Here is a 12749-nt window from a genome sequence, read left to right as displayed (position 1 = left end):
TAGAAATAAAGGATTAAGAATATGAGCAGCTTAAAAGGTAAAAAAATCACCGTTCATGACATGACATTGCGTGATGGTATGCACCCAAAGCGTCATCAAATGACATTGGAGCAGATGGAAACAATTGCCTGTGGTTTAGATGATGCTGGTGTGCCATTGATTGAAGTCACCCATGGTGACGGTTTAGGCGGGTCATCTGTTAACTATGGTTTCCCGGCACATACGGACGAAGAATATTTGTCTGCCGTCATTCCAAAGATGAAAAATGCCAAAGTATCAGCATTGCTTTTACCAGGCATGGGTACGGTTGATCATTTAAAAATGGCTCACGAATTAGGTGTGCACTGTATTCGTGTTGCAACACACTGTACCGAGGCTGACGTATCAGAGCAGCATATTGGTATGGGTCGTAAATTAGGAATGGATACCGTTGGCTTCTTGATGATGGCTCATAAAGCATCTCCAGAGAAATTGGTTGAGCAAGCTAAATTAATGGAATCCTATGGCGCTAATTGCGTTTATGTGACTGACTCTGCTGGTTATATGTTGCCAGATGATGTGAAAGAACGTTTAACAGCTGTTCGTCAAGCATTAGATCCAAAGACTGAGTTAGGTTTCCATGGTCACCATAATATGGCAATGGGTATTGCCAACTCATTGGCTGCGGTTGAATGTGGTGCAAATCGTATTGATGCGGCAGCTGCTGGTTTGGGCGCTGGTGCTGGTAACACGCCGATGGAAGTATTTATTGCGGTATGTGATCGCATGGGGATTGAAACGGGTGTTGATGTATTCAAGATTCAAGACGTTGCTGAAGATCTAGTAGTACCTATCATGGATCACGTGATTCGAATTGATAGAGATTCATTAACTTTAGGTTATGCCGGCGTTTACTCATCATTCTTATTGTTTGCAAAACGTGCTGAAAAGAAATATGGCATTTCTGCTCGTGAACTTTTGGTTGAGTTGGGTCGTAAAGGCATGGTTGGTGGCCAAGAAGACATGATTGAAGATACAGCGATGACGCTTGCAAAAGCGCGTGGACTTATTTAATAGAAACCTTATTGAGGTTAAAGGAAAGAATATGAAGTTAGATCAAGCAACCATTAAAAAATTAGCAGAGCATCTTGAGAACTGTGAATTAAATGCAAAAGATACTCCAAAGATCACGGATGATCATCCTGAGATGGATTGGGATGATGCTTACGCCATTCAAGATGAAATCAAGCGTCGAAAAATCGCTAGAGGTCATAAAATTGCAGGCCTTAAAGCTGGCTTGACTTCACACGCCAAGATGAAGCAAATGGGTGTTGAGACACCATGTTTTGGTTTCATGGCTGATTACTATGCATTGCCCGATGGCGGCGAGTGCAAAGTATCAGAATTAATCCATCCAAAAGTGGAGCCAGAAATTGCTTTCGTATTAAAGAAAGCACTTAAAGGGCCAGGCTGCCACATTGGTTCAGTATTGGCTGCGACAGACTTCGTATTGCCCGGCATTGAGGTGATTGACTCACGTTATCGCGATTTCAAATTTGACTTAAAGAGCGTGATTGCAGATAACACCTCAGCAGCTCGCTTCGTGATCGGTGGCAATCCTGTGTATGTGGGTGATGTTGATTTGAGAACAGTTGGTATCGTGCTTGAAAAAAATGGTGAGCCAGTAGCCTTTGGTGCTGGTGCTGCGGTATTGGGTCATCCTGCAGCTGCTATTGCCATGATGGCGAATCACTTAGGCGCACGTGGTGAAGAAATTCCTGCTGGCACTTTAATTTTATCGGGTGGTGTAACTGAAGCCGTTGCAGTAGCAGCTGGTGATAACGTGACATTAAAGATTCAGGGAATGGGTAGCACCAGTTTACGTTTCATCTAATTCATAAAGGATACTCAAATGCCATTTGCACAAATTTATTTGATGGAAGGCCGCACTGAAGACCAAAAGCGCGCTGTGATTGAAAAAGTGACACAGGCACTTCATGAGGCTGTTGGTGCGCCCAAGGAAAATGTAAGAGTTTGGATCCACGATATGCCAAAAGAAAACTGGGGTATTGCTGGGGTAACAGCAAAAGATTTGGGTCGATAAATTAAAGGGTCATGATGTCTACAGTTTCAACAAATCCTGAAATCGGTCAATCCATTGTTGCTGGAGGCATCAAAACGAATTATCAAGATCATGGTCAAGGGGATCCGATCTTCTTGATTCATGGTTCTGGTCCTGGTGTGACAGCATATGCTAACTGGCGTTTAACAATGCCAGTCCTTGCAGAAAAATTTAGAGTGGTTGCGCCAGACATGGTGGGTTTTGGATTTACAGAAAGGCCCGCTAATGTGCAGTACAGCATGGATATGTGGGTCTCACATGCCCTGAGCTTGATGGACGCATTGAAAATTGAAAAAGCTCATTTAGTAGGTAATTCATTTGGTGGAGGTCTAGCGCTAGCCTTGGCTTTAAGAGCGCCTGATCGTGTCAATCGTTTAGTTTTGATGGGTGCGGCAGGTACTAAGTTTGAATTGACTGAGGGCTTGGATGCCGTTTGGGGGTACAAAGGCACCCTTGAGCATATGAAAGAGCTTGTTAACTTATTTGCCTTTAATAAAAATTTAGTCAGTGATGATCTTGCTAAGTTACGTTATGAGGCAAGTATTCGCCCGGGATTCCAAGAAGCATTCTCAGCCATGTTCCCAGCGCCACGCCAGCGTTGGGTGGATGCATTGGCTAGCGATGAAGGGAAAATCAAGACATTAACCCATGAAACCATGATTATTCATGGACGCGATGATGCCATTATTCCTTTATCGGCCAGTTTGCGTTTGCATGAGTTAATTTCAAAGTCGCAGTTACATGTCTTTGGAGAATGTGGCCATTGGACGCAAATTGAGCACTCAGCTAGATTTAATCAGCTATTATTGAATTTCTTTTTGGAAGCTAGAGCTTAAAATTTTTTAAGCATAGATCAGTGAGGACTCAATTGAGCGCTAATAAACTTATTCAATCATCTTTGATTCTTATCATCGGGGCCTGTTTTTCATTGACAGCCTTGGCAGATGCTAAGCCAACGGCGCGTGAGGAAATGAACCAGGAATTTAAAAACCGAGGCATCGGCGGCAAACGCTATGAAATTGATCGTAGCCCTATTGGATCATTTGATTACTACATGGAGCGCTTGGATGCGACCAAGAAAAAATTAAATATCACCAAAGAGCAACAGGCATTATGGTCTGAATATGAGAAAAGTTTAGTAGCTTTGTTTACAGATATAAAAAGAGCAAAAGCACGTTTAGGTGGCGCAACAGCCGTTCAGCAAATTGGTCAAGTGTTAGGTGTCACTCAGAATAGATATGCTGGCATGGAGCAAATTCATGATTCAGCAAAGAAGCTCTACGAAAGCATGAGCGATAGTCAAAAGAAAACAGCAGATGAAATTCTCATATCGACTGTGCCAAGTTTTGATTGATGGTTCAGTGATATCAAGTTTCCTTGGTCTTATTAAAAAGAAACCCCTCAGTTGAGGGGTTTCTTTTTATGTGGTGATTTCTAAAGATTCAAAGGAAGAAAGCATTAAATTTTTGGCATCATGCGGTCATCAAAGTTTGCCAAGCTAGGGAAGCTCAAAGGTTCTAGTTGATCTAGATTGGTAAGATATTCGCGATATTGTTTTAAAAGAATTTGGCGGTCCTCATCCGTAATATAAGGAACGTGCCAGCCAATAAATGGGGGAAGTACGGATAAGCCGACATAAGCCATAGACCCTCTCAGCAATGGACGTAGCATGGTGCTCATGTCACCGTGAATCTTATCTTCGCCAAACATATGTTCGCGTCCACCCAAGGTAAACGCCATGAGGCCTTTTTTCCCTTTTAATCCACCTTGATCATAGAAACGTTTGCCACCATAGCAAAAACCAGATATAAAAACGCGATCAATCCAACCTTTAAGAATAGCTGGGACAGAAAACCAATACATGGGGAAATTAAATATCAGAACATCGCACCATTTCAATTTATCAATTTCAGCCTGAATATCAGGTGAAATTTTTCCACTTTTATAGGCTTCGCGCTGTTCAAGCGCATAGACCAAATAATCAGGCTGACTTCTAACCTCAAAGTCATTACTACTAGCTACAGGATTCCAATTCATTTGGTGTAAATCAGATACTTGTACCTCGTGACCTAAGCTTTGAAATGTTTCAACCGCCGTATCTTTCATAGCCGTACAAAAAGATTGTGGTTCTGGATGCGCATGAACAATAAATATTTTCATAATTACTTTAAAAAGGGCTTTTGGATCGAGGTGTGAGGATTACTCATAGGTTTCATTGCCCATTTTTCTTAAATTCTCTAAATCAGTAACTTCAACTTCACCATAACTAATTTTGATGTACCCCAAGCTTTCTAATTTCTTTAATGCCATATTAGTTCTTTGTCGTGAAAGGCCTGTTAAAAAGCCAACTTCTTCTTGGGATAACTTCAGAGCAGTGCTCTGACCTGGGTAAAGGTGTTGGTTAAATAACCCAGCAATGATTTTTGCAACTCGAGAATTAGTATCTAAAAATCTTTCAGATTCAATCATTGAAATGAAATGAAAAAGTCGTTCATTAATTTGCTGAATGATGTATTGATTGAATTCAATGTTCTTACTCAATATCCAATGAAATGTTTCTTTGGGTAGGCAAATTAAAACAGAGTCACGCATAGCAATGGCATCGTAAGAGCGAACCACCTCTTTTCTCATTAAGGGGCTTTCACCAAACCAACTTCCAGAAGGGATGGCCATATAGGTAATGGATTTACCCCCATGAGAAACATTGTTGGCTTTAATTAGGCCTGAGATAACGCCATACCAGTAATCTGGTATTTCACCTTTACGACAAACATATTCATTTTTGGCAATTTGCTTAATGGTTAACTCCTGATGAACTCTTGCAAGTTCATCAGGGTCTAAACATTCCAACCAAGGAACATTATTCATAAAACTATTGCTCAACATTTGTTATCCTGGCAGCTTAGATAAATTCAATTAATAAGTCTTTTGCATCGACTTGATTGCCTGAGCTTACATGAATTTTCTTGATCACACCATCTTCATTGGCTGTAATCATGGTTTCCATTTTCATGGCTTCAATTGATACAAGGGGATTGCCTTTTTGAATCTTTTGACCTTCTTTGACTGCAATGGTTGAAATCATTCCCGGTAATGGCGCAGCAATATGTTTTGGGTTATCAATTTCAGCTTTGATGCGACCGACTTTAGTGGCTGTGGCACCTAACTTCTTGACTTTAACTGTTCGAGGTTGACCATTCAATTCAAAAAATACTCGAACAACTCCTTCTTCATCGACAGGTGTTGTGCCTTGAAGTCGAATGACTAAAGTTTTTCCTGGGTCAATTTCAATCGCCATTTCTTCGCCAGAATTTAAGCCGTAGAAAAACACGGGTGTTGGTAATAGGGAAACATCACCATTGTGTTTATGATGATCCGCATAAGTAGTAAATACTTTCGGATACATTAAGTAAGAAGCTAGTTCGGTATCGCTAATATGACGATTAATTTTTTCTTCAGCTTGTTTTTTAGTTTTTACTAAATCTGTTGATTCAAGATGAGCGCCTGCTCGACCATCAATAGCCACTTTATCTTTAAGAATTTTCTTGCCTAATTCTTTAGGGAACCCATCTGCTGGATAACCCATTTCTCCACGGAAAAGAGAAATAACTGATTCAGGGAAATTGATTTCTTTAGCTGGATCGAGTACTTGCTCAGGTGTTAAATCATTGGTAACCATATAAAGAGCCATGTCACCAACTACTTTGGAGCTTGGAGTAACTTTAACAATATCACCAAATAGTTGATTGACATCCGCATAGGCTTGAGCAACCTCAGACCAGCGTTGATCAATGCCTAATGATCTGGCTTGCTCTCTTAAGTTGGTGTATTGACCGCCTGGCATTTCATGAAGGTAGACGTCTGAGGTGCCTGAGCGGATATCCGCTTCAAATGGTGAGTAAAATTTACGTACACCTTCCCAGTACGCTGAAACAGGTCTAATTTGATTCAGGGCAATGCCCGAGTCACGTGAGGTTCCTTCAGTTGATGCGATGATTCCCCCTAAGCTTGGCTGCGATGTGAGGCCACTCATGGCATCCATAGCACCATCCACTGCATCAACTCCAGCCTCAATGGCTGCTAATACGGATGCAATGGAAGCGCCACTGGTGTCGTGGGTATGGAAGTGAACTGGTAAGCCCACTTCCTCTTTAATCGCTTTAACTAAAGCGGTAATTGCAAGAGGTCTACAAACGCCAGCCATATCTTTAATGCCAATAATATGAGCACCAGCTTTTTCAAGCTGTTTCGCCATATTGACGTAGTAATTTAAGTTGTACTTGGCGCGGTTGGGATTAAAAATATCACCGGTGTAGCAGATGGTTGCTTCACATAGAGCATTATTTTCTAATACGGCATCCATTGATACACGCATATTTTCAACCCAGTTGAGTGAGTCAAAAACGCGGAATAGATCAATGCCATTTTGAGCGGCTTGTTCAATGAAGTAGCGCACCACATTGTCGGGATAGTTGGTGTAACCAACGGCATTCGATGAGCGCAGTAACATTTGTAACAAAATATTAGGAGCAGCTGACCTAATCTTCTTTAAACGATCCCATGGATCTTCGTTTAAAAATCTCATCGACACATCAAAAGTGGCACCACCCCAACATTCTAATGAGAATAGTTGAGATAAATTTTGCGCGTAATATGGCGCAATTTTGACCATATCATCTGTTCTCATGCGAGTTGCAAAGAGCGATTGATGGGCATCACGCATCGTTGTATCGGTTAAGAGGATTCGCTTTTCATTTCGCATCCACTCACTGAATTTTTTAGGCCCCATGGCAGTTAATCGATCCTTGGTTCCCACATCTAGCACTTGATTAGGATCTATTTTAGGAATCAAAGGTTTGCTTAATGGTAATGCTGGTAGTGTTCTGCCAGCAACTTCTGGATTGCCATTCACAATGACGCCACTGATGAAGTTCAAGAGGCGTGTTGCGCGATCTCGACGTTTTGGGAATTTATAAAGTTCGGGCGTGTTATCAATAAATCGAGTTGAACATTCGCCAGAAATAAATAACGGGTGATTAATGACATTTTCTAAGAACTGCAGATTCGTGCTGAGACCGCGAACTCTGAATTCTCGGAGTGCGCGATCCATACGAGCAATTGCTTCTTTAGAAGTTGGTGCGGAGGCTGTCACTTTAACTAATAATGAGTCATAGAATGGGGTAATGACTGCACCAGCATAGGCGGTACCAGCGTCTAAGCGAATCCCAAAGCCCGCAGCACTTCTGTAAGTTGAAATCTTTCCATAGTCAGGTGAGAATCCATTCTCAGGATCTTCAGTGGTTACGCGACATTGCAAAGCGTGGCCGTTCAATTTGATATTTTCTTGAGAAGGAATACCTGATTCAGGAGTACCAATTTTGGCGCCTTCACTGATATGAATTTGTGCTTTAACAATATCAATCCCAGTCACTTGTTCTGTCACGGTATGCTCTACCTGAATGCGTGGATTCACTTCAATGAAATAAAACTCACCTGAATCGCCATCCATCAAAAATTCAACAGTACCCGCATGCGTGTAATGGACCGCTTGCATCAAGCGAATAGCAGAGTCACATAGTGATTTTCTTTGCACCTCATTCAAGTAAGGAGCTGGAGCTCGTTCAACGACTTTTTGATTTCTGCGCTGAACAGAGCAGTCACGTTCAAAGAGATGAACCACGTTGCCATGCTTATCGCCGATAATTTGGACTTCAACATGTCGGGCATTTCTCACAAGTTTTTCTAAATAAACTTCATCGTTACCAAATGCTGCTAACGCTTCGCGTCTTGCAATAGGTAACTCGGCTTCTAAAGATTTTTCATCCTCAATGACGCGCATCCCTCGTCCACCGCCACCCCAACTTGCTTTCAGCATCAATGGGTACCCAACTGCTAAAGCTAATTTTTTGGCTTCATTAAAATCTTGCGGCAAAGGTTTGGTGGCTGGCATGACAGAGACGCCTGCAGCAACTGCGGCGTTACGGGCATCGACTTTATTACCCAGTGTGCGCATCACGCTAGGATCAGGGCCTATAAAGATAATGTCATTTTTACGACATGCTTCTGCAAAGTCAGGATTCTCTGACAAAAAACCATAACCAGGGTGAATCGCATCAACATTGGCTTTTTTGGCAATACGTAAGATATCTTCAATATCCAAATAAGCGGAAATGGGTTTTTTACCCTCACCAACTAAATAACTTTCATCGGCTTTGAAGCGATGCAGGGCAAAACGATCTTCATTGGCATAAATACCAACCGTTCTAATGCCCAATTCGTTAGAAGCACGCATGACACGAATAGCAATTTCGGATCGATTGGCGATGAGTATGCTGCGTATTTTTTTCACAATGGACTCTCTTATCAATTTAAAAATCAGGTTTATTTCCGCAAAGATTTAGTCGTTACAAGTAAAAATTGAACCCATTTTTATCAATATTAACTATAAATCTCGATATTTATGTACAATCTTAATATAAATAACTTGTATTTGGTGAACTAAATCCATTAATACAAGAATGAAGTCGATGTTGATAAGGAATAGCCAAAGTTTGGCAGAAGGTCATAAATGAAAATAGTTTCAAATGCATTTTTTGGTGAAGATCATTTGGTGCCAAAAACATTGGTTGAAGGCGCTTATCTTGCATTGAGAAGTGACATCATCAAAGGAATTTATACGCCATCCAGCAAGCTCAAGGTAGAGCATTTAAAAGAGATCTATCAGGTCAGCGGTGGAACATTAAGAGAGGCTCTGGCACTTTTGGTTGCCGATAGCTTGGTTTATGCAGAAGGACAAAAAGGTTTTTTTGTTTCACCGATGTCAATCAAAGACTTTAAAGAAATCACCCAGTTACGCGTTATGTTGGAATTACAGGCGCTTAAGCAATCGATCCAAAATGGCGATGACAAGTGGGAGGCAGATGTCATGGCGTCATTTCATCGCCTATCACTCGCAGAAAGAAAATTAGCGCTGGAGGATATTGAGCAACGTAATGCCCAGTTTTCACTATGGGAAGAGCGTAACGCAGAATTTCATGCGGCTTTGGTATCAGCATGCGAGTCAAAATGGCTATTGCAATTTATTGGCATTTTGTACCAACAATCCGAGAGATACCGATCACTAGGTATCCAATACGGGACCAATTTAAAACGCGATTTACATGCAGAGCATGAAGCATTGAAAGATGCGGCATTAGAAAGAAATATTTCATTGTGTTCAAGCATCCTTGCAGAGCACATCGGTATTACGTATGAGCTATTTGAGAAGTTACCAGAAGATGTTTTTTCTGGAAAAGAATCTTTAGAAATAGCATAAATCTACAAATCAAAAAAACAAAATCACGAGGGAAAAAATGAAACAAATTAAAAACTTTATTAATGGCGAGTTTGTAGTCGGAAGTCATAACAAATTTTTTGACAAGCGCTCACCCGTTGACAATCAAGTGATTGCTCAAATTGCTGAAGCCAGTCAGAGTGATGTGGATGCTGCAGTCAAAGCTGCTCACGAGGCATTGAATGGTGAGTGGGGAAGGATGACCGTTGATCAACGTGTCGAAATCTTATACGCCGTTGCGGATGAGATTACACGTCGCTTTGAAGATTTTGTTGCTGCTGAAATGGCAGACACCGGTCAGCCTAACCATGTGATGCGTCAGGTGTTTATTCCACGCGGCGCTGCTAACTTTAAAGTATTTGCTGATGTTGTTAAAAACGTCCCAACGGAGTCATTTACGATGTCAACGCCCGATGGTCGTGGTGCAGTTAATTATGCTGTTCGCAACCCTAAAGGCGTCGTTGGTGTGATTTCGCCATGGAATGCACCATTTTTATTAATGACATGGAAAGTTGGTCCGGCTTTGGCTTGCGGTAATACTGTCGTTATAAAACCATCTGAAGAAACGCCAATGACTACAGCATTATTGGGTGAGGTGATGAATGCAGTGGGTATGCCTAAGGGTGTCTTTAACGTTGTGAATGGCTTTGGTCCTGATTCTGCTGGTGAGTTTTTAACTCAGCACCCAATGGTTGATGCGATTACTTTTACAGGTGAGACGCGCACAGGAACGGCGATTATGAAAGCGGCAGCAGAAGGTATGCGCGATATTTCGTTTGAGCTAGGTGGCAAGAACGCGGGCGTGGTATTTGCTGATGCGAACTTTGATGAAGCGGTGAACGGAATTTTCCGTTCAGCATTTTTGAACTCAGGACAGGTTTGTTTGGGCACAGAGCGCGTTTATGTAGAGCGTCCAATTTTTGATAAATTTGTTGCGGCACTTAAAGCTAAAGCTGAGGCTGTTAAATATGGACGTCCGGAAGATCATGGGTCAGATTACGGTCCATTGATTTCGGCTGAACACAAACAAAAAGTCATGTCTTATTACAAGAAAGCTGTTGATGAGGGTGCTACGGTTGTTACAGGTGGTGGCGTGCCCACTATGCCGGATGACTTAAAAAATGGGCACTGGATTCAACCGACTATCTGGACAGGTTTACCTGAAACCGCATCGGTTGTTCAAGAAGAAATTTTTGGACCATGCTGCCATATTCGCCCATTTGATACAGATGAAGAAGTGATCAAGTTGGCCAATGACACCCAATATGGTTTATCAACCACCATTTGGACAACAAACTTGGCCAGAGCTCATACAGTCGCTGCCAAAATTGATGTGGGTATTACATGGGTCAATAGCTGGTTCTTAAGAGATTTAAGAACCGCATTTGGTGGATCTAAACAATCTGGTATTGGTCGTGAAGGTGGAGTGCACTCTCTTGAGTTCTATACCGAAACTCGCAATATCTGTATCAAGCTTTAATACATCGCACCATCACTATAAAAGGTATTTGAATGGCTTTAGAGTTAACCATTAATCAAGACGATATCCAGATTTTATGTGATCGTGTAGAAGGTGCCCAAGAGGGTGCTTATGCGATTCATAAGTTGACAGATGACTATCCCAAAATGACCATCAATGATGGTTATGCGGTGCAAGCGGAATTAAGAAAACGTTATTTAGCTAAAGGTCATCAGTTGGCAGGTTGGAAGGCAGGCTTGACTTCAAAAGCTAAGATGGAGCAAATGGGTGTGCACGTTCCATCCATTGGTTTTTTAACCGATAAGATGGCTCGTACAGAAAATGTTGGCATTAAAACTTCTGAGATGGTTCATCCGCGGGTTGAATGTGAAGTAGCATTTGTGACGAAGAAAGATCTTCAAGGTCCTGATTGCACGTTACAAGATGTATTGGATGCAACGGATTATGTTTTACCTGCTGTTGAAATTATTGATTCTCGATTTTCTGGATTTAAATTTGATTTAGCCAGTGTTGTTGCTGATAACGGTTCTTCCGCAAGATATGTGACAGGTCAAGTCAGATTGAATCCTTCAGATATTGATTTGACTAAAGTCGGTGTCGTCATGAAAAAAAATGGTCAAGAAGTTGCTGCAGGCGAATCTTCTGCTGTTTTAGGCCATCCTGCAGAAGCCATTGCGATGTTGGTCAACATTTTGGCTGAACAAGATGAAATGCTCCCTGCTGGAAGTTTCGTAATGAGCGGTGGTATTACTGAGGCAATCCCAGTTCAAGCGGGGGATGCCATTACCGCAGAATTTCAGCATTTAGGCCATGTATCTATGACATTTGTCGTTTAAATGACATATAAGAATGGCATTTAAAGTTAGAGTTTGGTTCTATAGATGGTCTACAAAGGGTGAATCAAGATGGCAAAGATTAAATGCGCATTAATAGGGTCTGGAAATATTGGTACAGATCTTATTTATAAGTTAAAACGTTCTGAGTTTTTGGAACCTGTTTGGATGGTGGGTATCGACCCTGAGTCTGAAGGTTTGGCAAGAGCTCGTGATATGGGATTGAAAACCACAGCAGAAGGTGTGGATGGTTTATTGCCTCATGTACTAAGTGATGGCATCCAAATTGCATTTGATGCAACCTCTGCTTATGTGCATGCTGAAAACTCACGCAAGTTGAATGAGTTAGGTGTGTTGATGATTGACTTAACGCCTGCGGCGATTGGTCCTTTATGCTGCCCAACAGTTAACTTAGACCAACATGCGGCCAGTGGTGAAATGAACGTGAATATGATTTCATGTGCGGGTCAGGCAACTATTCCAATCGTTCATGCGGTTTCTCGTGTGCAAGCAGTTCCTTACGCTGAGATTGTGGCGAGTTTGGCATCTAAATCAATTGGCCCTGGAACGCGTGCCAATCTAGATGAATTTACTTACACAACATCAGATGCTGTTTGTAAAGTGGGTGGTTCAGTAAAAGGTAAAGCTTTAGCCATCATTAACCCAGCTGATCCTCCAATGATCATGCGCAATACGATTTACTGTTTAACAGAAGATGAGCCTAAGAAAGATGAAATCAAGGCGTCTATTTTGCGCATGATTGAGGAAGTGCAAAAGTATGTTCCAGGCTATAAGTTAGTGAACGGTCCTGTTTTTGATGGTAAAAAAGTTTCTGTCTTTATGGAAGTGGCTGGCTTGGGTGATTACCTACCTAAATATGCAGGCAACCTCGACATCATGACTGCAGCAGCTACTAGAACTGCTGAACTTTTTGCGCAGAACATTATGTCTGGCAAAGTGACTTTAAAAGCAATCAAACCAACTCAAGCAGTGGAGGCTTAA

At 41.7% G+C, this 12749-nt stretch carries 12 protein-coding genes; 9 read left to right on the top strand and 3 right to left on the bottom strand.

Translation table 11 applies throughout. The annotated features are described in order from the left end of the window. Positions 1-21: 21 nt before the first annotated feature. From dmpG to ICN28_RS04930, 5 genes are read left to right on the top strand one after another with little or no spacing between them, the layout of a single operon-like run. Positions 22-1053, top strand: coding sequence for a 4-hydroxy-2-oxovalerate aldolase (gene dmpG, locus ICN28_RS04950; RefSeq protein ID WP_216286631.1), 1032 nt, complete (start codon positions 22-24; stop codon positions 1051-1053). Positions 1054-1084: 31 nt separating this feature from the next. Then, positions 1085-1873, top strand: coding sequence for a 2-oxo-3-hexenedioate decarboxylase (gene dmpH, locus ICN28_RS04945; protein WP_216286630.1), 789 nt, complete (start codon positions 1085-1087; stop codon positions 1871-1873). Positions 1874-1891: 18 nt separating this feature from the next. Further along, the gene (locus ICN28_RS04940) at positions 1892-2083 is read left to right on the top strand and encodes a 2-hydroxymuconate tautomerase (RefSeq protein ID WP_089515093.1); all 192 of its coding nucleotides are present in this window, start codon (positions 1892-1894) and stop codon (positions 2081-2083) included. Positions 2084-2097: 14 nt separating this feature from the next. Beyond that, positions 2098-2937 (top strand): alpha/beta fold hydrolase, encoded by an 840-nt coding sequence (locus ICN28_RS04935; protein WP_216286914.1) that lies wholly within the window; start codon positions 2098-2100, stop codon positions 2935-2937. Between the two features lie 32 nt (positions 2938-2969). Beyond that, positions 2970-3455, top strand: coding sequence for a Spy/CpxP family protein refolding chaperone (locus ICN28_RS04930; protein WP_216286629.1), 486 nt, complete (start codon positions 2970-2972; stop codon positions 3453-3455). Between the two features lie 104 nt (positions 3456-3559). Here ICN28_RS04930 and ICN28_RS04925 read toward each other — a convergent pair whose 3' ends face one another. From ICN28_RS04925 to ICN28_RS04915, 3 genes are read right to left on the bottom strand one after another with little or no spacing between them, the layout of a single operon-like run. Next, positions 3560-4261 carry an NAD(P)H-dependent oxidoreductase gene (locus ICN28_RS04925; RefSeq protein WP_216286628.1) on the bottom strand — a complete coding sequence of 234 codons (702 nt, stop codon included), beginning with the start codon at positions 4259-4261 and terminating at the stop codon, positions 3560-3562. Between the two features lie 39 nt (positions 4262-4300). Continuing rightward, positions 4301-4987: a Crp/Fnr family transcriptional regulator gene (locus ICN28_RS04920; protein WP_216286627.1), complete on the bottom strand. Its 687-nt coding sequence runs from the start codon at positions 4985-4987 to the stop codon at positions 4301-4303. Positions 4988-5003: 16 nt separating this feature from the next. Beyond that, positions 5004-8453 (bottom strand): pyruvate carboxylase, encoded by a 3450-nt coding sequence (locus tag ICN28_RS04915; RefSeq protein ID WP_216286912.1) that lies wholly within the window; start codon positions 8451-8453, stop codon positions 5004-5006. Between the two features lie 216 nt (positions 8454-8669). On the opposite strand from ICN28_RS04915, the gene ICN28_RS04910 reads away from it, so the two are divergent. The 4 genes from ICN28_RS04910 (at position 8670) to ICN28_RS04895 (ending at position 12749) form a co-directional block, all read left to right on the top strand. Further along, a complete protein-coding gene (locus tag ICN28_RS04910) occupies positions 8670-9416 on the top strand; it encodes an FCD domain-containing protein (RefSeq protein WP_216286626.1) in 747 nt (248 codons plus the stop codon). Positions 9417-9453: 37 nt separating this feature from the next. Further along, positions 9454-10914 carry a 2-hydroxymuconic semialdehyde dehydrogenase gene (locus tag ICN28_RS04905; RefSeq protein ID WP_216286624.1) on the top strand — a complete coding sequence of 487 codons (1461 nt, stop codon included), beginning with the start codon at positions 9454-9456 and terminating at the stop codon, positions 10912-10914. A 32-nt stretch (positions 10915-10946) separates the two neighbouring features. Next, positions 10947-11750, top strand: coding sequence for a 2-oxo-3-hexenedioate decarboxylase (dmpH, locus tag ICN28_RS04900; RefSeq protein ID WP_216286623.1), 804 nt, complete (start codon positions 10947-10949; stop codon positions 11748-11750). A gap of 69 nt (positions 11751-11819) precedes the next feature. Then, the gene (locus tag ICN28_RS04895; RefSeq protein WP_216286622.1) at positions 11820-12749 is read left to right on the top strand and encodes an acetaldehyde dehydrogenase (acetylating); all 930 of its coding nucleotides are present in this window, start codon (positions 11820-11822) and stop codon (positions 12747-12749) included.

It is taken from the genome of Polynucleobacter sp. 30F-ANTBAC (assembly GCF_018882385.1).
Lineage (GTDB): Bacteria > Pseudomonadota > Gammaproteobacteria > Burkholderiales > Burkholderiaceae > Polynucleobacter.
The sequence above is the reverse complement of the archived record's forward strand: the minus strand, read 5'-3'. Positions and strand labels throughout refer to the sequence as shown.